The sequence below is a fragment of the Marinoscillum sp. 108 genome, from assembly GCF_902506655.1.
Taxonomy (GTDB): Bacteria; Bacteroidota; Bacteroidia; order Cytophagales; family Cyclobacteriaceae; genus Marinoscillum; species Marinoscillum luteum.
Genome location: NZ_LR734808.1, coordinates 3,613,576 through 3,637,477, shown reverse-complemented (window position 1 = coordinate 3,637,477; position 23,902 = coordinate 3,613,576). Strand labels below are relative to the sequence as shown.

The following is a 23,902-nucleotide window of genomic DNA, read 5'->3' as shown; positions in this document are numbered from 1 at the left end:
TTTGGCCCGCATGAATCAGCAACTCGCTCACTTACTCCAGCTAGGACTGGCCATTTTTATCATGTCCAGCTCCGGCACTCTTGGCAGATATATTGAACTTCCCCCACCGGTTACCATCTGGATGAGATGTATTATTGGCGCTGTTGCCCTCTTTATTGTGCTGAAAGTAGGGAAGTTTGACTTACGTATTGGCAATCGTAAGAACTTTTGGCTTCTTTTTGGCAGCTCCCTGCTTCTGGCTGGCCACTGGGTATCTTACTTCTACTCCCTGAAACTTTCCACCGTCGCAATAGGTATGCTTTCCTTGTTTACCTACCCTGTAATCACGGCATTTCTGGAGCCCGTCATGCTGAAAATTCCCTTTCAGAAAAGTAGTCTGGCTCTGGGAATACTGGCCTTTGTGGGTGTGGCATTATTAGCTCCTGAACTGAGTTTTGAAAATGAACACACTTTAGGGATTGCTATTGGGGTTTTTTCTGCCCTTTGTTACTCTATACGAAACATCCTCATGAAGAAGCGCGTGGCTCAGCAATCAGGCATTACCCTGATGTTTTATCAGCTGCTCTTTATTTCGTTATTCCTCTGGCCAGTTCTATTTGGTTTTGAATTTGAGCCTGCACAACTCTCTACAGACTGGGAAGCATTGTTGATTCTGGGCCTATTCACGACGGCTACAGGTCACACACTTCTTGTCCTTAGTTTCAAACATTTCACGGTGAGTACTGTGAGTGTGATCAGCGCACTCACCCCGCTGTTAGGCATCCTACTAGGTTTTCTGGTACTTAATGAGATTCCTGCTGGCCGCACTTATATAGGTGGATCACTGATCTTTCTGACCGTGGTGACCGAAAGCCTGAAATCAATATTTCAAAAGCGAAACTGACTATTCCCTCACAGTACCTATGAATACCTGTACATTCGGGTTCAAAGGATTGCCTGACGAACGCCTGAATGACACTACCTGTCCCACATGCCATAGCGCATCAGCAATCGGGCCATTGATCTGATTCCAAAAGGGGAAAATTGTTTGCGCTTCACCCCGTTGAAAAATAACCTGAAAGTCCTCCAACCTGGCTCCTTCACTTTTCAGGGTTTGGCTGGCTTCCGCAATATTGGCCAAGGTCTGGGCTCGCAGTTCTTCAAATGACAGATCCATAACCTCCTCTGAGCTATGCGGGATCATCCGAGTGGAATTCACTAACACCAGTGTGAGACCGAAAATATGCTCCAATGTTTCTCGTGTTGATCTGGCTTCATCACCAGGGCGAAAAGACAGGTCCTCAGACTGTAGACCTTCCGTAGCCCAATAGTACCTAAATCCCAAACCGTCAACCATTCGGGCCTCTACCGTCTCTGCTGTAAATTCGGCCGGGTAATCAGGAATTTCTTCATATGAAGTTGGCGGGGTCTCCTGAGCGGAAACCATGATCGCAAAAGCGATTGATACGAGAAGGGTAAAAGTGTATTTCATAAGCTTTTATTTAACAAACGATCCGGATTAGGCATCACCGGAGCAAATTTGACCAACGGTAAACAATCATACCATTGATTCTCCATTCAAGTCTGTGGTGAGGATTTCGCTCATATAATCCAAAAAAGGCCTCATCGCTCTGAATGCACTATTTATGGTTTCAGGAAAATCAGGTGACAGCACTTCCTCATCGGTGAAATAATGCTCTATCACAAACTGCTTTTGCCGGATGAGCATAATGGCCGGATCGTCAATAGAAAAACCCTTGGGTGAGGTCTTGACGGCATCTCCCTTTAAATCTCCGAAATATTGCTTGAACTCCCTCTGATTAAGCACCTCCCATAGTGGCTCCGGCTCCTGGCTGATTTGCTTCCTGATATGCAGCAAATCCGAGGGGTTCGGGCCGAAAAAACCACCGGCTACGAAGGATCTTCCCGGGGCAATCTCATAATAGTACCCGCCTCTTAGAAGTGCTGTGGACCTGCGAAAGCTCCCGGCCCAATAATCCTTGAAAGGTGTCTTGTCTTTTGAAAAACGCACGTCTCTGTATATCCGATAGACTCTGCCTCCAGCTAGTAAATCGTGCTCATTCATCAGCACTTCTACATCCTTTGCCAGGTTTTTCACTTCCTCATGGAAGACTTCATATTCGTGTTTATGCTCGGCAAACCACTCTCTGTTTTTGTGGAGACTCAGCTCATTCAGAAACCGGAAGTTGGCATTAGATATGGGCATTAGCGTTTTTCGTTTTTTGCTCCCCGAAGATATCCAAAAATCAATCACTACCTAAAAAAGAAAGCCGGCTCAAATGCTTGAGCCGGCTTTCTACCATTGTATTAAAGAAGTATTATCTCTTAATCAGTTTCTGGATATCATTTAATCCATTGCCATCACTCACTCTGACAAAATAGAGCCCTTTCTCCAGTGAACTTACGTCCACATCCAGCTTGGTCACACCTTCTAGTCCGTTCCATGCTTTTTTGAGAATCACTCTACCCTGTACATCATGAATGACCATGTGTACCTCCGCATCTTCATCCACATCCACCATCAGGGATATTCGGTCTACGGTGGGGTTAGGGTACATATTGAATCCGTCAATGTCAATGCCATTGTCTGCTTCAACCACTCTTCGCTCCATATCCAGAGCGGTTATGGAATTACCAGCAGACTTGGCACCACCACTGATACCTGTTACCGTCACAGCGTCAATGTAAATCTGATCGTTGTTGCCACTGGCATCACACTGGAATCTTATCTGCGCATTACTTGGGAAAGCATAGTTGGAAGCATCTATGGTCACCGTAGCCACATAAAAAGTGTTATTGTCAAAGTTGGTTCCACGGGCATAGGTCGCCACTGTGCTCCATGAGCTGCCGTTGTAATACCTCACCCAGAAGTCTTCACCATTTTCCATGCTATAGGCATAGAAATAAAACTCGACTGAAATCTGGTCATATGCGCTTACGTTCATTGCACCAGATGTCATTGCTGATGCGGCACCAGAGTTGTCTCTCAGTCGGATGCTATAAGAACCTTCATAGGACCTGGTACCTGAGTATCTGGCTACATCGCTGCCGCCATCAGACCATCCATCCCATCCTGATTCGAAATAGCTTGTCAGCAGTACGTTAGAGCCTCCGCCACCAGAAGATAGTGTAGTAGCCGAAACCGTACTGGAAGCTGACATGTTACCAGCAGCATCTTTTGCTTTCACAGAAAGGGAATAAGTAGTCGCGGATGATAATCCTGTTACGGAGTAGGACGTACCTGTGGTACTGCCATCCAAACTGCCATCTACAAATACATCGTAGCCAGTCACACCTACATTGTCCGATGAAGCACTCCAGCTCAAATCCACTGAGGTCTGAGTTTCATTAGATGCTGATAGGGATCCAGGTGCTGTTGGCGCCTGAGTATCAGGGGCAGGTCCTCCACCCTCTACACAATAGCTGGTATTCTCAGAACTTGAGAAATTCCCTCCTGATACAATCACAGTGCTATTGGCATCTGTCAATGAATAAGAACCGTTTCCGTACGAGCAGCAAATACCATCGCCGTAAGAATCATTGATGGTAAATGAATAGCTACCACTACCAAAGTCGAATACTTCAGTGACAGTCTGGCCGCTGGTACTATAACCGCTCCCTGAAGCCACAGTAGAACCATCTTTGCTAAGGGTCCAGCTAGTTTCAGAAGGGTAATTATCCAATGTAAGTGAAAGCGTTACTGGTCCGGTGCTGCAATTGCTGCCCGTGGTAGTTACCATCAGATTAGCAGAGTAAGCGCCGCTTCCGATGGCACACTTAGATCTTACTTTGGTGGTATACGTAGTGCCCGGAGTGAGGCCGGTAATGGTAGTAGAAGTACCGGATGTGCTGGTCACAGTCCCATCTACACTTACGTCGTACCCGGTAGCTCCGGAAACGCTGCTCCATGATAAGGTGAAGCTGTTGTCACCAATATTTGAAGACGATAATCCTGATGGAGCAGCTAATGTACAACCACCAGTAGAGGTCCCAAGTGTTTCTCTCGATCCTCCCGGCTCAAAAATGGCATCCATACGTGCTTTCTGTCCTGCAGAAAACATGTACATGCAGGCATCGTCTACATAGTCCATGTAGTTCATGAACATGTCGCTGGTATACCCTCCATTGTTGTTACATGACTTGGATGGGTAGCTCGGGCAACCGTAGTTGGCCCCACCTGCTGTTGGCGTATCCGTCACAAAATCATCTGCATTACAGTTACCATCACCCCAGATATGTCTCAGGTTCAGGTAATGCCCCACCTCGTGGGTGGCTGTTCTTCCCAGATCAAAAGGAGAACTAAGGTAAAAGTTTTCGCCAGCACCCTGTCGGTCAATACTTCCGAAATACTGTGGCGAAATGACCACTCCATCTGTGGAACTTGGGCCACCAGGAAACTGTGCGTAACCCAGGATACCTCCACCGATATTACATACCCAGATATTCAGGTATTCATCAGGGCTCACTACATCCACCCCGCCCTGAGCGGATGATTTCATAGCATCGTTAGTTCCCCAGGAAGTTTTGGAGCTTGACTTTCTGGTGATCTGTGCCAAAGAAAATTCTATTTCAATGTCAGATGCCAATGGTGCAAACTCTGAAGGAGTAAGACTCACATCAGCATTCATTTTTCTGAAATCCTCTGTAAGTACATCAATCTGAGACTGAATTTGGGCGTCAGAAATATTCTGCTGTGAGGTATTGTAAATAACATGCACGATAACCGGGATATTCAAAATTCCGGTGCGCTGGTTGGCTTTACCTCCCTTGGCCAGGAAGTTTCTGGTATGCTCCTCGACATTTTTACGAAGTTCGAGTGTCTTCGGATTGGCATTTTGCCTTTCAAAAACTTCATCTGAGGCGCATAACCTCTGATTCTGGGCGTTTACTGTAAACGCCATAAGCAGGACTGTACCCACTGTAAGTAATAGTTTTCGCATAATGAATTAGGTTTTAAATGTGAAAAACTCACAGATTCTGACTTGCGAAAATCAGTCACTGTGTCAACTTACTATGCTGGTTGGGTGGGTGCCGAAAGAGATTCGTCTGTCACAGATTGGTCACGTTCAAGCGCGCCAAAGAAACAGAATTTCCTTTCACAATACCAAAACTATCTCCATGTTTATGCCCATTTTTATATCGCTCACAATATATCCTTACATTTTTAACGATCATCTATAAAATTTACTTCGGAATATTGATAATTTTTGAAGAAGTGTAAATACCTCATTTAATCAGCAACTAACACGTGCATTTCAACCCCTCTTGACCAGATTGGTCAATAACAAAAAAAGCCCTTCACAAACTGTGAAGGGCCAAACGAGGACTGGAATATTTAGATTCTACTAGTTTACGCGGTTGCCTTGAGCACTTTACTCTTTACTGAAGTGATCTTATTAATAGCGTCGACATAGGCTTTGACTGACGCTATGATGATATCCTTATGAACACCAAATCCCATATAATGCTGATCCTGATATTTCACACGCAGGTGCACTTTGCCATCATCATTTCTATTGCCCATAGATTGCACCAAAAATTCATCCATATCGAACACCTCTCCCAATATTTCATCCACTGCCCTGAAAGCGGCATCAATGGATCCCGTACCTGTGGCCGAGGCATGAATGATCTCTTTATTAACCTCCAACTCTACTGTGGCTGAAGGAAACACAGACTCCCCACAAATGATCTGAACATTTTTCAGCTTAATACCCCCCTCTGGCAGCGATCCTTCTATTAAAATAATCAGATCATCATCAGTCACGTCTTTTTTGGCATCAGCCATTTTCAAGAAGTCATCGTAGACCTCTTCCACCCGAGCCTCTTCCAGAGAATAGCCCAGTCTGTCCAAATGATATTTCAATGCGGCCTTGCCACTTCTGGCGGTGAGAATAATGGATGACTGTGGGATACCCACGTCTTCAGGATCCAAAATTTCATAATTTTCTCGATGCTTAATCACGCCATCCTGGTGAATACCGGAAGAATGCGCGAAAGCATTTCTGCCCACAATGGCCTTATTTGGCTGCACCGGCATTCTCATCATTTTGCTCACCAGCAGACTCAACGCATAGATGTGTTTGCTGTCAATGTTGGTGTGCAGATCCACATCCTTATGCGTTTTCAGGATCATAGCCACCTCTTCCAAAGAAGTGTTACCTGCTCTCTCTCCGATACCATTGATGGTGACTTCCACTTGTCGGGCGCCATTCAGTACACCTGCCATGGTATTGGCAGTAGCCAGCCCCAGGTCATTATGACAATGACATGAAATAATCGCATTGTCAATCCCCTTCACGTTTTCTTTCAAAAATTTGATTTTGGCACCATACTCCTCTGGCAGACAATAGCCCGTGGTGTCAGGAATATTCACCACTGTAGCCCCGGCTTTGATCACCGCTTCCACCATTCGGGCCAGGTACTCATTGTCAGTACGTCCGGCATCCTCGCAGTAGAACTCTACATCCTCCACGTACTTTTTGGCATATTTGGTAGCAGCTACAGCTCGCTCCAATATCTTCTCTCTGTCACTCTTAAATTTGTATTTGATATGGTAATCGGAAGAGCCTATACCTGTGTGTATTCTTTTACGCTTGGCGTATTTCAAGGCGTCAGCCGCAAAGTCTATATCTTTCTCTACAGAGCGTGTGAGTGCACAAATAATAGGATCAGAAACGGCCTTGGAAATCTCGATGACCGAGTTAAAATCCATGGGGCTGGAAATCGGAAAGCCCGCCTCTATGATATCCACACCCAGGATCTCCAACTCCTTCGCCACTTCAATTTTCTCGGGAGTGGACAACTGACAACCAGGGACCTGCTCGCCATCTCTCAGGGTAGTATCAAACACATATACTTTATCACTCATGATATCTTATTTAAAAAGGCCTCAAGATGCTTTGAGGAAAGGTTTCCTCCGCTGGCCGTGCATTCACACATTGATTTAACTCCCCGAAAGTATAGGGGAACTGGTGAAGCCAAAAATCAAATAAATTTTTAATTACGATTTCTATTATACCAATTCAGATCAAATCAGCCTAAATTGCATATAAAACGTATTTTTAATTACTATGCCTAAAGAGCGATCAGATCACTTGTTCACCCTTATCCGATCCATGCGCAAAAATGAAAAGCGCTACTTCAAAGTCCGCAACAAAGGTCAAAATCAGGACGATGCGAAATACCTGATGTTATTCGATGCCCTGGACAAAATGGAAGCATTTGATGAAGATCTTATCATTCGGCAAAATGAATGGATCAACCCACGCCAGTTCAGTAACCTGAAGGCGCATCTATACAAGAAAATCCTCCAAAGCCTGAAAGAATACACTGCCTCCTCCAACGAGGACATTAACATTCGTGAGCAGATCGACTATATCCAGATTCTCTTTGACAGAAGCCTGTACCAGCAAAGCATGCAGCTCCTACAGAAAGCCAAGAAAGTAATCAAGAAAAGTGATAACCTGGAGCTCCAGCTGGAGGTCCTCAAGTGGGAGAAAAATCTGCTCCCCTACTCGATAGGCAAAGGCAATCAAAAACGCGTAAGTCAGGTGGTTGCCGAATCCAATGACATTAATGAAAAAATAACCAGGGTCAACCAGCTCACCAACCTCTCTGTGGAACTAAGCGCGATCTATCTAAAAACAGGATACATCAGAAACAAAGAGGACCATGACAGGATCAGCAACATCTTCTCCTCCCAAATTCCAGAATGGAATCAGTCGGAGTTTTCCTTTCGAGAACGGCTCCTCTGGTATGACATTCAACTCAGCTACTATAGTTTTATTCAGGATTTTGATGAGGTTTTTGAGTATGCCAAAAAATGGGTCAGCCTGTTTGATTACCCGCCCACCTCTGCCTATTATTTTGAAATGTACTTAAAAGGACTCAACCACCTGCTGAATGCACAGGCAAGACTACAGAAACATGAAGAATTTCAGGAAACTCACCGAAGACTCAGGGAGCTTGCCAACCACCGTTTAGTAAAACTGAATGAAAATCTGCAAATAAGGCTCTTTAAGTACAGCTATGCTCACCAGTTCAACGGCTACTTCATGGTAGGTGATTTTCAGCGTGGGGTCAATCTCCTACAACGGATAGAAAAGAGGCTGGAAGGGTATATCGGTATGCTGGACAAACACTCCGAGCTGGTGCTTTTCTACAAAATTGCCTGTCTTTATTTTGGAAACGCCAACTACCGGAAGGCCCTCAAATGGCTGAACCGAATCATCAATTCAGAAGATGAAGACATTCGTCAGGACGTGCACTCCTTTGCCAGAATCGTCAACCTCATCACCCACTATGAGCTGGGAAACCGCGACGTGATCGATTACTACATTCGATCTACTTATCGTTTTCTACTCAAAAAACACGATCTGCATTCATTTCAGCAGTATATCCTGGCTTTCCTGAAAAGCCTGAGCAGAGAGACCACCCAAAAGGAACTGATCCAGGGGTTTGTCGAGCTCAGAAATCAGCTGCTTAATTTGGCTCAAAGCAAATATGACAAGCGGGCGTTCGTCTATTTTGACATCATCTCCTGGCTGGAAAGCAAAATTGAAAATCGTCCTGTAGGAGAAATCATCAAAGAGAAAGCTATGGGTCAGATCAGCTAAGCCGTATCAGTCCTTTATTCTGCTAAATTTCAGCGCCTTCAGCATGAAATCTGGCAGAGGCTTCAAAGGATCACGCTTCTCTACATTCAGGAATACACCCAGCTTTTCGATGATCGGAATTTTATACACCTCGATCATTTCTATCAGCACGCCATCCGGATCATCTATGTATGTACAGTGCACACGGGTGGTTCCACCCATATCCAGGGTATCCCGGGTATCGCAGGTAAACCCAAAGCCCTTTGTGGCCAGCTCTTCACCCAGCGCCTTCATTCCACGAACATCCAACCCAACATGGACAAAGCCAATATCTCCCCAGATTCGACCTTTATAAATTTTTCTCGGCTGATAGTCCTGAGCCTGAATCAATTCGATGTAAGTATCAGCAGACACTTTGGCAAAACCTCCGCCGGGAGGATTGGATTGTGTTAGCCGGATTCTTCGGAAAGATTTCTCGCCCCCAGGAAGTGACTTGAAATCATCGAAAACACGAGTTTCATCATAAACAACCTGATCATACCCCAATACATCGGCGTACAACTTCAGTGAATTGTCAATGTTTGAAACACCAATCACACAGCCATTTGGCCCACCGGTGATGTGATGCCCCTTCGTGTAGAAGTTGCGCCCTGGAAGAATCTGAAATAACAACCCATTGGGATCTTCTACATAAAAAGTCTTACCTCCATCCGGCATGTCCACAATACCCGAGCGCAGGATGGCTCCGTGTTTCTCAAAATGAGCATAGGCAGCCTCCACATCAAATGCTTTTATCTGATTGATATAGATCCCAATATCACCTAGCTGAGTCTCAAAATCGGGCTGACGTGGAGTAAATGAAGTAGGATTGACCACTTCCATAGCGCATCCACCCTGAAGATTCAAAATCATGGTAGCTCGCTTGGTAATAGTTTCGTTTTTTGTGTACACGTCCATCAATGGAGCTGGAGCTACTCCATCAAAAATAGGAATGTCCATTCCTATGAATTTCCGATACCATTTTTGTGAAACCTCAGAGTCGGATACACCTACTCCGATGTGCTGGATGCCATTGATGCGCTTGTACATATCGATTTAATAATTCAGGTGGCTAAAATAACAGAATTTGTTGGTTTGATGAGCGGAATCCTCTCATGGCTGGAGTCACTTTTTTAACATTTTCTCGATCTCCAGCATCTCATCCCTAAGTCTGGCAGCTTCCATAAAGTCGAGATCCTTGGCTGCCTTCTCCATCTGCTTACGGGTATCTGAAGCCAGCTTTATCAACTGGTCCTTATTCATATATGCAACTACCGGGTCCGCTGCCACGGTCAGCTCCACTTCATCTCCTGTATAATATTTCTTGGCGCCCTTCTTCTTATCCGCCGCAGAGGTTTGCCCCAAGATGGCTTCCCTGTTTTTAATGATGGTTTTAGGTACTATTCCGTGTTCCTCGTTGTAGGCCTGCTGGATACTTCGCCGCCTGTTAGTCTCGTCGATGGATCTCTGCATGGAATCCGTAATCTTATCTGCATACATGATTACCATCCCATTCTCATTCCTGGCAGCCCGACCAATGGTTTGAACCAAAGAGCGTTCATTCCTCAAAAACCCTTCTTTATCGGCATCAATGATAGTGACCAGGGAAACCTCAGGCAAGTCGAGTCCTTCCCTGAGCAGATTTACCCCCACAAGTACATCAAAAACCCCCAGACGCAGCTCACGCAATATCTCCACCCGATCCAGTGTATCCACTTCTGAATGAATGTAGCGGGTCTTCACGCCCGCATTGCTCATATACTTCGTCAGCTCCTCGGCCATTCGCTTGGTAAGTGTGGTCACCAGCACCCGCTCTTTTCGCTCCACCCGCAGCCATATTTCCTCCAGCAAGTCATCGATCTGATTCACGCTGGGCCGCACTTCAATGATAGGATCCAAAAGTCCTGTGGGCCTGATGAGCTGCTCCACGATAATCCCTTCAGACTTGATTAACTCATACTCACTAGGAGTAGCGCTCACAAACACCACCTGATTCAGCATGCTTTCAAATTCATTGAAAGTAAGCGGTCGGTTGTCCAAAGCAGAAGGCAGTCTGAAACCATAGTCCACCAGATTTACCTTCCTACTCCGATCACCTCCCCACATCCCCCTGATCTGAGGGATTGTAACATGGCTCTCGTCCACGATCATCAGGTAGTCATCCGGGAAGTAATCCAATAAACAGAAAGGTCGTGCGCCAGCTGTACGGCGGTCAAAATACCTCGAGTAATTTTCCACACCGGAGCAGTATCCGATCTCACGGATCATCTCCAGGTCAAACTCGGTTCTTTCTTTCAGACGTTTGGCTTCCAAAAAACGACGCTCCTCTTCGAAAAACTGAACCTGCGCTACCATGTCATCCTGAATCTCCCTGATGGCCACCTGAAGCAACTCTTTTCCTGTAACAAAAAGGTTGGCCGGGAATATGCTCACTATGCGCTCTTCTGAAAGCTTCTCGCCCGTCTGAGGGTCTATCCGCTGAATAGATTCCACATCATCGCCCCAAAAAATAAAGCGATAAGCAAAATCTGCATAGGCAATGAAGACGTCCACAGTGTCACCTTTTACCCGAAAGGTGCCCCTTTTAAACTCCACCTCCGTGCGGCTGTACAGTATATCCACCAGCTGGAATAAAAATTGGTTTCTAGGAATGGTATCCCCCTCCTGAACCTTAATGACGTTTTTTCCAAACTCCTCGGGGTTGCCGATACCATAAATACAGGAAACTGAAGCGACCACTATAACATCCCTGCGTCCTGAAAGGAGCGCAGATGTAGCACTAAGTCTGAGTTTTTCGATTTCCTCGTTAATAGAAAGGTCTTTTTCTATGTAGAGGTTGGTGGTAGGCAAAAATGCCTCCGGCTGGTAATAGTCGTAGTAGGAAATGAAGTATTCTACGGAGTTGTCCGGGAAGAAACTTTTGAACTCCCCATACAGCTGGGCTGCCAGGGTCTTATTATGGCAAAGCACCAGTGTAGGCTTCTGTACCTGCTCGATGACATTGGCCACCGTGAAGGTTTTTCCGGAGCCCGTTACCCCCAGTAGGGTCTGAGCACCTTCTCCATTGTTGATTCCTTCTGTAAGCTGAGCAATAGCCTTGGGCTGGTCGCCGGTAGGCACATATTCTGAACTGATCTTAAAATCCATGTAGATTTAGGAATTCCAAATTTCCCAGGCTCGATCGGCCTGTACATACAGCATTTCCAATCCATTTTTGGTGCGCGCTCCCCTGCGTCTTCCCTCCTTCATAAATGCCGTTTCTTCCGGGTTATAAACGAGATCATACAAGTATTGTTCGGCCCGAATGACATCATAAGGAATATCAGGTTTGCTCTCCAGATTGGGATGCATGCCTAGTGGCGTGGTATTAACAATCATGTCCACCTTTGAAACGTAAGTGGGGTCGTCTTTCAGATCCTGGTACACCAGATCACCTCTGTGCTTATCCCTGGAAACGACCATGTACTTAATACCTAAATCCAAAAAAGCGGCTTCTACAGCTTTGGAAGCACCGCCACCGCCCAAAATCAATGCTTTCTCACAGGTCACGTTACCCTGAAAATAATTAATCATGGACTGTCTGAATCCAAAAAAATCACTGTTGTAGCCGACTAATTTGTTTCCCTCCTTCTTGACCACATTCACTGCCTCCACTTTATGGGCACTGCTATCCAGCCGATCCAGAAACCGACGTATATTTTCCTTGTGCGGAACCGTGACATTCACCCCTACAAGATCAGGATATCGCTCCCAGAGTGCAGGAAAATCTTTGAGGTATTCTATTTCAAAAAGGTCGTACTTGTGACTTTCAGTAAGCCCCAGTCGGGTGAACTTCTCCTGAAAATATCCACGGGAAAAGGAGTGACCTAGCGGAAACCCGATTAAACCATATCTTTTCATTATTAAGCTAGTTTTTTTCCTAACCACTCCAAACCACCTACAATGATGATTCCAAGGGAAAAGAATATAATAGCTAAATATAGTTGATTTGGTTGATCTGTGACCGTTGTGAAGTCATTGGGGCTCAAATTCACGAAAACATCTCCGGATTCATCTTTCCAGGGCCATATTTTATTGAGTGACCCGACCATGAAGCCGGCCAGAAGGGATAATGTGACTCCTTTATGATGAAGCAGAAGCCAGTGAATAACCTTTGAGAAGGAAATAATCCCGACAGCACAACCAGCAGCGAACACCACAATAATGGATAGATCAAATGTTTTAACTGCACCCAATACAAACTCATACTTCCCCAGCAGGAGAAGGATAAACGAGCCGGAGATTCCCGGCAGGATCATGGCGCATATGGCAATGGCCCCAGAAATAAAAATAAACCACAGTTCCTCCGGTGTATCACCTGGTGTGAGTGAGGTAATCAGATAAGCCAGAACAGCCCCTACAAAAAGTGAAAGGTAGTCCGCCCAACCACGTGTGCGGGGCATGACAAAGTATGCCGAAATCAAAATAAGCCCAAAAAAGAAGGACCAAACAGGGATAGGATGAACCTCCAGCAAATAGGTAATGAGCTTGGCCAATGAAAAAATGCTGATCAGAACACCAGCAAACACATTCACCAAAAATGCACCATTGATGCGCTGCCACAAACCCTTAATATCCAACTTCAGGAGTAGTTTCAACGCCACAGCATCCACCGATTTGATAGAGTGGATTAATTCTTCATAGATGCCCGTGATCAGAGCAATCGTACCACCAGACACACCAGGAATCACATCGGCACCACCCATGGCCATGCCTTTCAGGAGTAGAACAATTCTTTTCATACCATCAAAAAAGCCACCTAGGGGTGGCTAATATTTCTTATTTAAGACTATCGAGAAAATAATCAAACGTATCACCCCTAAGCCCTAGTCGGATCGTCTCCAAAGGAATCACCTCATTCGGGGCAATATTTCCCAGATTTACATTGGTACCAATCAACTTGATAAACCACACCTGCTGAGCCTTCTGGGGAGCTTCCCATAAAATCTTGTCCTCTGGTATCTTGGTAAGTATCTCCTCCACCAAACCTTGTCTTACCTCTCCTGAATCCCTAAAAAGCCCTACATTCCCGCTCTCTCTGGCCTCACCGATTACTTTCCAGGCGCCTGCGTCCAGCTCTGTCTGCATTTGCTCTATCCACTTATAAGGAGGGATGATTTTTGCTGCATCCTTCGATCCCACTTCACTCAGCACAGTCACCTGCTTTGCCAGCGTACTGATGTAGCCACACTTCTCATCATGATTCATCTCTATGGAACCATCAGAAACCTCTGCATACTCTAAACCAAACTGATCCAGCACTTTCTGGTAGTCTGAGAACTGATTTCTGACAATAAAGGCTTCAAAAAGGGTCCCACCGAGGTAAACCGGAAGCCCTGCCGACTTATAGACAGCCAGCTTCTCCTTTAAATTCTTGGTAACATAAGATGTAGCCCAGCCCAACTTCACGATATCGATAAAATCCCCGGATATGTCAATCATATCCTCCACCTCTCTGATACTGAGGCCTTTATCCATAATCATTGTATAACCAGTATTACGTGGCTTGCTCGTACGGTAGGGTATTTGATTTAAATGGTAATTCATAAAAGATGTTTTGACAGGGGATTTTTTAGAAGGCACAAAAATCAGAAATTCTGCTCAAAATGACCTACCGATCCACTAATTGTTTTTTCGGTATTGTTCGATGATTTTGTACAGTGCTTTCTGAGTGTGCAAGTTGGGGAAATAATCAAACAACTGTAGGTGGCCTTCAAAGTCTAAAATAAGGGCAGTTTCGAGGCGATTGATGGCCATCTTGTATTTCCCTCCCTCAATAAGGTACACTACACTCCTGTAAAACAAATCTGCATCATCAGGGCATTCGGCCAGTCCCTCCTCTACGGTGTCCTGAGCCAGTTGAAAGTCACCCTGCTCATAATAAACATTGGACCAATCCAGCCATACCTGAGGGTTTTCAGGATCCATCTCACTCGCTTCCGCATAAGCTTCCAAAGCAGACACTATATTGCCCATCTTCGCTTCGGCATCAGCCACAGCCTTCCAGTAAATGCCATTTTCCACATCGAGCTTCAGTGCTTTATTCAGAAAGTGAATGGCCTCATACCACTTTTCCTGAAGGCCCAGGCAAATACCCAGACCATACCATGCCTCATGATAAAGGTGGTCGAGCTTTGTAGCTTTTTGATAGTTTTTTACGGCCAATTCGAGCTGCTCCATTTTTTCGTATGCAGCACCTATGTGACAATATGTTTCCGAGGTAGGCCCCTCAATGTCCATGGTTTTGGTATACGCATTTAGTGCTTTGTCATACTGCTCCAGACTCATGTAGGCATTGCCCATATTAAAGTGCGCACTGCTGAAATCATCGTCAATAGCCACCGCATATTCGTAGGCATCTATCGATTTTTCAAACTGCTCGAGTTTGTTATAGACTATACCCAGATTGTACCAGGCATATTCAGAATAGGGATCCTGATCAATGAATTTATGATAGTAATCAAGGCTACTTTCGAGTTCGCCTGACACGTCCAGGCAGTAGGCGAGTTCATACAGCGCGTTTTCATTGAGCATATTAAACTCAATGGCTTGTTTGTAGTTTTCCGCAGCGGCCTCATAATTGCCCATCCCCTGAAAGGCCAATCCGATGCTGTAATACACCTCATCTTTATCCTCAGCAAAATCCAGGGTCTTCTGATAGCATTCCACCGCATCCTGATATTCCGAGAGTAAAGAATGAATGGTTCCCTTTTGCATTAGCAACTCAGGGTCATTTGGATGATAGTTAAGCGCCTCCTCCAGCTTTTCTATCGCATCATCCTGTCTATCCAGCTTTACCAGCACATCCGCCAGCTCCATCAGCATATCCACGGAGTATGGATACTGCTCCAAAGCCACTTCACATGCCTTTAACGCCTGATTGTATTTCTCATGATTCTGATAATAAGAGATGACCTGAAGAAAGGTCTCTTCGTCGAAGTAAAATGGCTCCTTGTTTTTAAGGAACGCTTCAAACTTTCTCACCAACTCTCTCTCTTCCTTGCGCTTATACTCTTCTTGCATATAAAAAAGTTAAAAGGGCCTGTTTGTAGTTAAAACAATATACTTTAAAATTCAGTGCGGTTTATCAACACATATCGAAAAGTTATCCACAATCAAACCATCAAATAAGTTCATTGTTCAGCACATTTTGAGGTGAAATTTTTATCCCCAATGACTTCTCGAAACCCTCCATCTGGCTCTTCCTGTGTAGGTCTGACCCAAAAAAATCCACCATTCCTTCTTTGAGCAGTTTCATCGCCATCCTCTTAGGGTTTGAACCGTAAAATCCGTTTAGTGATGGTATTGATACCTGCAACCTCACACCCTTTTCACGAATCTGCCTTAACCATGACAGATCATCCTCCAAATACATGTAGCGCTCTGGGTGGGCTAAGACGGGTACGTAATTAAGGGACTTGAGTTTGAATATGACCTCATCAAAAATGATGGGCTTGGTATGAAATCCGGTTTCCACCAGTACATATCGCGGGGTTCCAAAACTCAGGATTGGCGCTTTTCCGTCTAATAGATCAATCAGGTGAGAATCTATGTAATACTCTGCAGCCGCTTCCACCTCTATGCTCAGCCTCTCCTGCCTCAGTAATTCCTTTAATTGATCAAGGGCCCCCAGAATGGTCTCACGGTTATTTGGGTAGTGATCTGAATAAATGTGTGGAGTAGTTATGAGTTTTTTGAAGCCAAGTCTGGAAAATCCACGAATAATTTCGAGTGATTCATCGAAATCACGCACCCCATCGTCAAGATTTGGCAACAGGTGACTATGAATATCAACCCGGATATCAATCCCTACTTTCTTAGAAAACCATCCAAACATATATTCCCCGAACTGGCCACAAAGGTAGGGCTATTATTTAGATTCTTCGTAGTAGCCATAGCCGTAACCATAACCATAGCCGTAACCATATCCCCTTCCGCCAGCCTTCACGGAATTAAAGATTACAGTAAGGTTGTTGAAGCGGTTCATCTTCTTGAGATTCTCTATGGATTTAACAAATGACCGCTTAGAGTAATCAGACCTTACGACATAAAGCTGAAGATCTGACTTTTTCATGCTCAGTACTGCATCTGTCACCAGCCCTACGGGTGGCGTATCCAAGATCACCAGGTCGTAGCGTGTTTTTAGCTCTTCCAGTATGTTGTCATACTCATCATTCAGAATGAGTTCCGATGGATTGGGAGGATTAGGGCCAGCGGGGATATAGTCTAAATTCTGGATGGAAGTATTGGTTATGCACTCATCCAATGAGTTTTTGCCAATAAGCAACGTACTCATTCCCTTGAAATGAGCTTCATCACCAAAGGCCAGGTGCACCTTTGGCTTACGCATATCCATGTCCACGACACACACTCGCTGCTTGGAGAAAGCCATCACTGCCCCCAAGTTGACCGCAACGAACGTCTTTCCTTCCCCGGAAATTGTAGAGGTGATGGTAATGGTTTTTGTCACCTTGTTTCCATTCAGAAACTCCATGTTGGTCCGGATAGTCCTCAGCGCTTCACTTATGGCTGACTTTGAGCTCGGCATAATTACCAGCTTGGTCAATGGCAGCTTGTGAGTAGTAAACTCAGGAACAGACCCAAGGATCGGCACATTCACCAACTTTTCCAGTTCATGATAACTGGAAATGCTATTGTGCAACAAATACCTAATCAGAAGGAATACAAAAGAAATCAGAAACCCAGCAGCCAATGATATACCATAAATAATAGTGGGTTGGGGTTTGATAGGGGATGCTGGAATTGATGCGGGTGAAAGAATTACGAAATCCGTAACAGTTCCTGCCCTTGTAATTTCCAAATCCATTTTAGTCCGCCATAGTGACATCAAGTAACTTTCATGGAGGTTGTAAAATCGCTTGTTTCTATCAAAACTTGTCCTCATCGATGGGAGTTCGGCAAACAATTTTTCAAGGGATGCGCTCTGTGCACCAAGTTTTTTACTCCGCTCCTTTAGGTATTCGATATGCTTTGGAATCAGAGACTCGATGGATTGTCTAAAAACTTCAAGTTTCTCATCGATCCCCTTAATTACATATGTATTCTCATTGTAATGTCTTAGTTTTTCCTTACGTTGATTTAACAATTCTCTGTATTCTATCAGAAATCCGTTCAAAGACATTGGCATGCCCGGAACAGCTGACTCGGAGAGTAAAGAATCATAGTTATCATAGTTACTATTAAACTCAAGAGCTTCTGAAAGTTGACTATCCAATCGATGCTGAGCAGAATCTAATTTTATAAGATTCTCAATCACACGTTGAATATCAGCCATTAAATTTAGGGTACGATGCTCTATTATGAAGTTTTCAAAGTATGAATCATAAGTTTCAAGCGTATCTTCAGTAACCAGGATTTGAGAGTTCAAAAATTTTATCTTCTGTTCAAGTGCTTGATTTTTGGCTTGTTTGGTATAATCCAGATATAATGTATCAACAGCCATGAGCAGATCACGTGCTTTATACCGATTATAATCCACCAGTGAGATCCGAATGGTGCGTGCAGTAATATTCTCAGGACTCACTGTAATCTTTCCTTGCAAATAGCTAATAAGGGCATCTTTACTATTTACAGTGAAGTAATACTTTCCTGTAGACTCGGGATATTTAAACTGATCCGTTTTATGCAGAATGAAATTAAAATCCTCTGTGATAATGTCCTCGCCAAACTTGTAAGTATGACTTTGTTCAATTCCATTTTGTACATAAATCAATTCGAAGGAATCTTCCGAATTTAGAACGACATCAAACGGCCGGTTATAGAACGAAAGATTTTTGATTTTGTAAGAAACTACAAAAGGACTATTGCGATAGCGCTCATCTGTCAGATACCTACCATAATAATAGTATGAAACATCCAGATCCACTACATCTACGACCTTTGCAAAGAAAAGCTTTGATCTTAAAAGTTCAATCTCTCCGGACAGTCCGGTACCCATTGTGCCTTTAAATCCTGAAGTTAACCCAAGTGTCGTTGCTTCACTTTCAAAATCTAATTTGAGTAGCGAAGTGGACTGAAAAACAGGTTTTGTGTATCTCACATACACAAAGGCCAGAGAGACCGAGGCTGCTATGAATAAAAATATCCATAACAAACTCTTTCTCAGAATGAACAGAAACTTCTCCAGGTCAAAGGAATTGAATATTTCATCTCCTCCTTGCGTATTTTCTATTTGATCGAAATCCTTCACCTCGTGATACTCTGAATTAGGAGAAAAAATGCGATCACACTGGAAGTAATACTAAGAATTGGGGACACGTCCCTCAAACCAGCCAGCCAGGGCCTTCTCCAGGGCTCAACATAAATGATGTCTCCCGGCTCCACTTTGATGATCGTGGATCTCATACCGTCAATTGTTGTTAAATCCATCTGATAGACCATAGGGTTGGATAGGTCGCCGCGGATCAATTTAATATTGTTTGCCTTCGCTCCAAGACTGAGTCCTCCGTATAAGGCCAGTACCTCAGCCAATGTAACATTTTCATTTTCCAGAAGTATCACCTGCCCCCCATTCGCTCCCAAAAGTACCACTCGCCTATTGTTTACTTTGATCTTTACAAAACAGTCTTTATAGAACTCATTGTATGCGCTTTGTAGCACTATTTCCGCCTCGTTGACTGTAAGTCCGGCCAAGTTTACCCGGTCCACCACAGGTAACTTGACTACACCATCTACCTGAACCAAATACTCAAACTGCTGACGTGAATTTAAGCGATTGTTCAGATTATTGTTTCCACTAAATATCTCAGGATTGGGATCAATAATTCGCTCCCCATCATTGGTAAATAAGTTTAACTCAATATAGTCATTCACCTGAATCAGATAGTTCTCCTCAGCCTTCTTCACTGGTTCAGACAAATCCTCTTCTGTGAAATTGTCGTCAAGCCGGAACATAATGTCCTGCTTGTAAACCTTACAACTACTTAAAAAAACCACGCACCCAAGGAAAAGCCACCGTATCGTGGAAATATTGAAAATCATATAGAACAACTGAGTTTGATGGCGAAGATAAGCCAAAACCTAAAAATAGCCTTGATACTGTTCATTATAAGCCCGAAACGAATTCATCCATCTTGTCACTATAAAGCTTGATGACCAGTCGCTCATCAAACCGCTCTACAATGCTCTGGCGAGCGTTTTGAGCCATTTGAAATTGCTCCTCATCATTAAGGGAAAGAAACAAGCTCATCTTAGCAGCAAGGTCATTGGGATTTTTGACTTTGCACAGGAATCCATTGTATCCATCAATGAGTACATGATTGCACCCTGGTACATCCGTAGCTATCAATGGCTTCCCCATGGCGCCGGCCTCCAGCAAGGTACGCGGTGTACCCTCCCTGTAAGAAGGTAAAACCACCACATCAGCCTGCGCAATAGCCACCCTCACATCCTCAATATGTTCCTGATAGCTGATCAATCCCTCTTCTATCCACTCTTCCAACTCACTTCTGGAAACCGCTCGTGAATGCTCTTCATCCAATCCACCAATCAAATGAAACTCGGCCTTCCTCCCCTTCCTTCTTAAAATCCTGATGGCTTCAATGAAATCGTATATTCCTTTCTCCACCAAAAGCCTACTAATCATTAAAAAGACAGGAATGGAGTTCTCTGGAGGTGAGCCCGGCTTAAAGTGATCAACATCTACCCCTGAGCCAGGAAGAAGACTCGTTTTGCTCATATCAATCCTCACAAACCTGCCAAATTCTTCACGATCATCCGTGTTCTGAAAAAACACCCAACTATTGAACCGAAACGCAAATGAATAGAGTGTTGTGGCCATTTTCTTTACCCATCCTTTCCATAAAAAAGTAGTCCCCAATCCACTCACATTACAGATACAGGGGATTCCAAGCCACCCGGCTGCTAACGAACCATAGATGTTGGGCTTGATGGTGTAGGTCAGCACCACGTCGGGTCTTTCTTCCTTCAGAATGCCTCGCAATTTCAGGAGCAAGACAAAATCAGTGAAGGGGTTCATACCACTGGCAGACATGGGCAGGTCAATCAATCGACATCCAAGGTCCTGAAGCTTTTTCGAGTATGCATCCCCCGGAGCGATGGCAATCACCTCATCTCCACGATCAAGAAAACACCTCACAAGACCCCTGCGAAAATTATAAATATTCCAGCTGGTATTAATGATAATCGCAATTTTCATGGATGATACTGAGCAGCCTCCTGATTTTAGTTAATTTTGAACTTCCTGATAACAATATATGTAGTGAAGCACAATATCAGGGAATTTTTATGATAGAAACTAAAAAAGAACAAGAATACGGCGTGTTGGTAGCTGTCACCCCAAAGTTTCAGGCTGACGATAAAACCATTGAGTTTCTTGAAGAACTGGAATTTCTGGTGCAAACACTGGACATCAAAGTAGAGAAGACTTACGCTCAAAAGCTGGAGCGTCCTGACACCAAAACTTTTGTTGGCAAAGGGAAACTGGAAGAAATCAAGGAGTTTGTCAAGGCCAAAAACATTGGCAACGTTATTTTTGATGATGACCTCACGCCTTCTCAACTGCGCAACCTCGAAAAGGAGCTGAAAGTAAAAATATACGACAGAAGTTTACTGATTCTTGATATTTTCCTCAAAAGAGCCCAAACCACACAGGCCAAAACGCAAGTGGAGCTGGCCAGGTATCAATACCTGCTGCCTCGTCTGACCCGCATGTGGACTCACCTGGAACGCCAAAGGGGAGGCACTGGCACACGTGGTGGAGCCGGAGAAAAAGAGATAGAAACTGACAGAAGGAATATCCGAAATCAGATCAATGTCCTCCGTAAAAAGCTGGACAAAATAGAAACTCAGGCTGCCACCAGGCGAAAATCAAGAGATGGAATCGTGCGCGTAGCGCTGGTAGGTTATACCAACGCGGGGAAATCCTCCCTGATGAACCTCATTAGCAAAGAGCAGGTGTATGCCAAAGACGAACTCTTCGCGACGGTGGACTCCACCGTCCGCAAGGTGGTGATTAATCAGATTCCTTTTTTGCTGTCCGATACTGTTGGTTTTATTCGTAAACTCCCACACAACCTGATCGAGTCGTTCAAATCTACTCTGGAAGAGGTAAAGGAAGCGGACTTCCTGCTCCATGTTATCGATGTGTCCAACCCGGCTTATGAAGATCACATACAGGTGGTGGAAAAGACCCTGGAGGAGATTGGTGCTGCTGATATTAAGACCATTAGGATTTACAATAAAGTAGATAAAGTGGAGGACATTGCCGAGCTTCATTTGAACGAGAACGGAGCAAATGACCAAGCGATGTTTGTCTCTGCCAAAACAAAATACCATTTGACGGAGATGCGTGAGCTCCTCGCCAAAGAAGTAAAAAAAGAGCACATCAAGATTTATCCCAATTACCTGGAACCGGAAACTTATTGACATTAAGGTGATGTTGGTCTTGCCAAAGGCATCAAGCCTCTGAGTATTTCAGATTCTGAAGAATTATGATTAAAATGGGTAGCTGAAACCTCATCAACATGCCCATTAACACTACTTTTCAGATTGGAGAAAAAGCGGATGCCTATGATGCCATAGTCATTGGCTCCGGTGTCTCCGGCGGCTGGGCCGCCAAAGAACTTACCGAAAAAGGCCTAAAAACCCTGGTGCTCGAAAGAGGTCGCCCGGTGGAGCATCGAAAAGACTACATCACCGAACACAAAGCTCCGTGGGAATTTGACCTGAGGGGGCAACTCACCCAAGAGGAGAAAAAGGAATATTCACAGGCTGTAAGAATCGGTTACCTGGACAAAACTGCGTTGCATTTCTTCTCAAAGGACTCAGAAAGCCCATATGTAGAAGAAAAACCATTTGTCTGGGCACGGGGATATCAGGTGGGTGGCAAATCCATCACCTGGGGACGCTATACTTTCCGCATTTCTGATCTGGATTTTGAAGCCAACCAAAAAGAAGGTGTGGGTGTGGACTGGCCTATCAGGTATAAGGACATAGCTCCCTGGTATGACTATGTAGAGCAATTCGCGGGAATTTCCGGCGAAAAGCTGGGACTCGACTATCTCCCTGACGGCAACTTTCAAAAGCCTATGGAGCTGAATGTGGTCGAAAAGCATTTGAGAAAGCGAATCCGCGAACTCTATCCTGAAAGATACCTCACCATCGCCAGAGCGGCTGTTTTGACAGAGCCCATTGGCGAGCGTGCACCCTGCCACTACTGTGGGCCGTGCTGGCGCGGTTGCAGTACGGGCTCTTATTTCAGTTCATTGTCTTCTACTCTGCCTGCGGCAGCTGCTACGGGCAACCTTACCATCCGCCCTTTCAGCGTAGTACACAGCATCATTTACGACCCGGAAACCCGAAAAGCATCAGGCGTACGAGTGATTGACAGTGAGACCAAAGAAACCATAGAGTTTAAGGCCAAAGTGATTTTTGTATGCGCCTCGGCAATGGCCTCCACCCAGATCCTGCTCAATTCCAGATCTGAAGAATTTCCTGACGGTATTGGCAATACCAGTGGCGTGCTGGGCCATTACCTGATGGATCATCACCTGGGTATGGATGTCAACGCCACAGTCCCTGGTTTTCTGGATAGAACCACCCGTGGTAACCGGCCCATTGGCTTTTATATCCCGCGGTATAGAAACATAGGAGGAGCGTCAGATATGCCCGATTTCTCCAGGGGATATGGCTTTGAAGGGTCTGCCTATCGTGAGGGATGGTCAAAAGCCTTTGGTATGGAGGGCTTTGGTGCAGACTTTAAAAACAAAGTAAAGGAGGCTGGTGAATGGAGGGTAGGCATGTGGGGATTTGGAGAAACCCTGCCTTACTACGACAATCACGCCCGGCTACACCCGACGGAAACAGATGAGTTTGGCATCCCGAAGATGGTTTTCAACGCAGAAATTAAAGACAACGAAAAACGTATGCGGCAGGATTGTCTGGACTCTATGGCCGAGATGCTGGAAAACGTAGGATGTACCAATATCACGGCTGAAGACAATGCCGCCGGGGCGGTACCAGGGTTTGGTATACACGAAATGGGCACTGCCAGGATGGGAAGAGACCCCAAGACTTCATTTCTCAATGGCAACAACCAAGCGCATGAAGTACCGAATCTATTCGTCACGGATGGGGCCTGTATGACCTCCTCTCCTTGTCAAAACCCCTCTATTACCTATATGGCCCTCACAGCGCGAGCTGCTGATTTTGCTGTGAAACAATTAAAATCCGGAAACCTCTAATCG

Annotated in this window: 18 protein-coding genes; 4 read left to right on the top strand and 14 right to left on the bottom strand. The window is 44.8% G+C overall.

The annotated features are described in order from the left end of the window. Positions 1-10: 10 nt before the first annotated feature. Positions 11-883, top strand: coding sequence for a DMT family transporter (locus tag GV030_RS14780; RefSeq protein ID WP_159583354.1), 873 nt, complete (start codon positions 11-13; stop codon positions 881-883). Here GV030_RS14780 and GV030_RS14775 read toward each other — a convergent pair whose 3' ends face one another. From GV030_RS14775 to GV030_RS14760, 4 genes are all read right to left on the bottom strand, one after another. After that, a complete protein-coding gene (locus GV030_RS14775; protein ID WP_159583352.1) occupies positions 884-1,471 on the bottom strand; it encodes a hypothetical protein in 588 nt (195 codons plus the stop codon). Positions 1,472-1,537: 66 nt separating this feature from the next. After that, positions 1,538-2,206, bottom strand: coding sequence for a DUF2461 domain-containing protein (locus GV030_RS14770; protein WP_159583350.1), 669 nt, complete (start codon positions 2,204-2,206; stop codon positions 1,538-1,540). Between the two features lie 112 nt (positions 2,207-2,318). Next, complete coding sequence (locus GV030_RS14765; protein WP_159583348.1) at positions 2,319-4,940, bottom strand: fibronectin type III domain-containing protein; 2,622 nt, start codon at positions 4,938-4,940, stop codon at positions 2,319-2,321. 410 nt (positions 4,941-5,350) lie between these two features. Further along, positions 5,351-6,871, bottom strand: coding sequence for a 2-isopropylmalate synthase (locus GV030_RS14760; RefSeq protein ID WP_159583346.1), 1,521 nt, complete (start codon positions 6,869-6,871; stop codon positions 5,351-5,353). 202 nt (positions 6,872-7,073) lie between these two features. Between GV030_RS14760 and GV030_RS14755 the strand changes: the two genes are divergently transcribed. Then, on the top strand, positions 7,074-8,618 hold the full coding sequence (locus tag GV030_RS14755; protein WP_159583344.1) for a hypothetical protein: 1,545 nt from the start codon (positions 7,074-7,076) through the stop codon (positions 8,616-8,618). A 6-nt stretch (positions 8,619-8,624) separates the two neighbouring features. Here GV030_RS14755 and GV030_RS14750 read toward each other — a convergent pair whose 3' ends face one another. The 10 genes from GV030_RS14750 to GV030_RS14705 form a co-directional block, all read right to left on the bottom strand. Beyond that, on the bottom strand, positions 8,625-9,686 hold the full coding sequence (locus GV030_RS14750) for a VOC family protein (RefSeq protein WP_159583342.1): 1,062 nt from the start codon (positions 9,684-9,686) through the stop codon (positions 8,625-8,627). Positions 9,687-9,761: 75 nt separating this feature from the next. After that, on the bottom strand, positions 9,762-11,783 hold the full coding sequence (gene uvrB, locus GV030_RS14745; RefSeq protein WP_159583340.1) for an excinuclease ABC subunit UvrB: 2,022 nt from the start codon (positions 11,781-11,783) through the stop codon (positions 9,762-9,764). 6 nt (positions 11,784-11,789) lie between these two features. Beyond that, positions 11,790-12,536 carry a shikimate dehydrogenase gene (locus GV030_RS14740; protein ID WP_159583338.1) on the bottom strand — a complete coding sequence of 249 codons (747 nt, stop codon included), beginning with the start codon at positions 12,534-12,536 and terminating at the stop codon, positions 11,790-11,792. Between the two features lie 2 nt (positions 12,537-12,538). After that, positions 12,539-13,417, bottom strand: a complete 879-nt coding sequence (locus tag GV030_RS14735) for a DUF368 domain-containing protein (RefSeq protein WP_159583336.1) — start codon at positions 13,415-13,417, stop codon at positions 12,539-12,541. A 37-nt stretch (positions 13,418-13,454) separates the two neighbouring features. Then, the gene (locus tag GV030_RS14730; RefSeq protein WP_159583334.1) at positions 13,455-14,222 is read right to left on the bottom strand and encodes a phosphosulfolactate synthase; all 768 of its coding nucleotides are present in this window, start codon (positions 14,220-14,222) and stop codon (positions 13,455-13,457) included. A 75-nt stretch (positions 14,223-14,297) separates the two neighbouring features. After that, positions 14,298-15,698 (bottom strand): tetratricopeptide repeat protein, encoded by a 1,401-nt coding sequence (locus GV030_RS14725; protein ID WP_159583332.1) that lies wholly within the window; start codon positions 15,696-15,698, stop codon positions 14,298-14,300. Positions 15,699-15,798: 100 nt separating this feature from the next. Next, entirely contained in the window at positions 15,799-16,512 is a 714-nt protein-coding gene (locus tag GV030_RS14720; RefSeq protein ID WP_159583330.1) for a tyrosine-protein phosphatase, read from the bottom strand. A 33-nt stretch (positions 16,513-16,545) separates the two neighbouring features. Next, positions 16,546-18,885 carry a polysaccharide biosynthesis tyrosine autokinase gene (locus tag GV030_RS14715; protein ID WP_159583328.1) on the bottom strand — a complete coding sequence of 780 codons (2,340 nt, stop codon included), beginning with the start codon at positions 18,883-18,885 and terminating at the stop codon, positions 16,546-16,548. After that, positions 18,882-19,589 carry a polysaccharide biosynthesis/export family protein gene (locus GV030_RS14710; protein WP_159583326.1) on the bottom strand — a complete coding sequence of 236 codons (708 nt, stop codon included), beginning with the start codon at positions 19,587-19,589 and terminating at the stop codon, positions 18,882-18,884. Before GV030_RS14710 ends, GV030_RS14715 begins: the two co-directional genes overlap by 4 nt. Positions 19,590-19,740: 151 nt before the next feature. Beyond that, positions 19,741-20,853 carry a glycosyltransferase family 4 protein gene (locus tag GV030_RS14705; RefSeq protein WP_159583324.1) on the bottom strand — a complete coding sequence of 371 codons (1,113 nt, stop codon included), beginning with the start codon at positions 20,851-20,853 and terminating at the stop codon, positions 19,741-19,743. 89 nt (positions 20,854-20,942) lie between these two features. Between GV030_RS14705 and hflX the strand changes: the two genes are divergently transcribed. Further along, positions 20,943-22,082 (top strand): GTPase HflX, encoded by a 1,140-nt coding sequence (gene hflX / locus GV030_RS14700; protein WP_159583322.1) that lies wholly within the window; start codon positions 20,943-20,945, stop codon positions 22,080-22,082. 98 nt (positions 22,083-22,180) lie between these two features. Next, a complete protein-coding gene (locus GV030_RS14695) occupies positions 22,181-23,899 on the top strand; it encodes a GMC oxidoreductase (RefSeq protein ID WP_159583320.1) in 1,719 nt (572 codons plus the stop codon). The last annotated feature ends 3 nt before the right edge of the window (positions 23,900-23,902 follow it).

Coding starts and splice junctions, on each gene's coding strand:
- GV030_RS14780 (WP_159583354.1), top strand. CDS start 11: ATGAATCAGCAACTCGCTCACTTACTCCAGCTAGGACTGGCCATTTTT.
- GV030_RS14775 (WP_159583352.1), bottom strand. CDS start 1,471: ATGAAATACACTTTTACCCTTCTCGTATCAATCGCTTTTGCGATCATG.
- GV030_RS14770 (WP_159583350.1), bottom strand. CDS start 2,206: ATGCCCATATCTAATGCCAACTTCCGGTTTCTGAATGAGCTGAGTCTC.
- GV030_RS14765 (WP_159583348.1), bottom strand. CDS start 4,940: ATGCGAAAACTATTACTTACAGTGGGTACAGTCCTGCTTATGGCGTTT.
- GV030_RS14760 (WP_159583346.1), bottom strand. CDS start 6,871: ATGAGTGATAAAGTATATGTGTTTGATACTACCCTGAGAGATGGCGAG.
- GV030_RS14755 (WP_159583344.1), top strand. CDS start 7,074: ATGCCTAAAGAGCGATCAGATCACTTGTTCACCCTTATCCGATCCATG.
- GV030_RS14750 (WP_159583342.1), bottom strand. CDS start 9,686: ATGTACAAGCGCATCAATGGCATCCAGCACATCGGAGTAGGTGTATCC.
- uvrB (WP_159583340.1), bottom strand. CDS start 11,783: ATGGATTTTAAGATCAGTTCAGAATATGTGCCTACCGGCGACCAGCCC.
- GV030_RS14740 (WP_159583338.1), bottom strand. CDS start 12,536: ATGAAAAGATATGGTTTAATCGGGTTTCCGCTAGGTCACTCCTTTTCC.
- GV030_RS14735 (WP_159583336.1), bottom strand. CDS start 13,417: ATGAAAAGAATTGTTCTACTCCTGAAAGGCATGGCCATGGGTGGTGCC.
- GV030_RS14730 (WP_159583334.1), bottom strand. CDS start 14,222: ATGAATTACCATTTAAATCAAATACCCTACCGTACGAGCAAGCCACGT.
- GV030_RS14725 (WP_159583332.1), bottom strand. CDS start 15,698: ATGCAAGAAGAGTATAAGCGCAAGGAAGAGAGAGAGTTGGTGAGAAAG.
- GV030_RS14720 (WP_159583330.1), bottom strand. CDS start 16,512: ATGTTTGGATGGTTTTCTAAGAAAGTAGGGATTGATATCCGGGTTGAT.
- GV030_RS14710 (WP_159583326.1), bottom strand. CDS start 19,589: ATGTTCCGGCTTGACGACAATTTCACAGAAGAGGATTTGTCTGAACCA.
- GV030_RS14705 (WP_159583324.1), bottom strand. CDS start 20,853: ATGAAAATTGCGATTATCATTAATACCAGCTGGAATATTTATAATTTT.
- hflX (WP_159583322.1), top strand. CDS start 20,943: ATGATAGAAACTAAAAAAGAACAAGAATACGGCGTGTTGGTAGCTGTC.
- GV030_RS14695 (WP_159583320.1), top strand. CDS start 22,181: ATGCCCATTAACACTACTTTTCAGATTGGAGAAAAAGCGGATGCCTAT.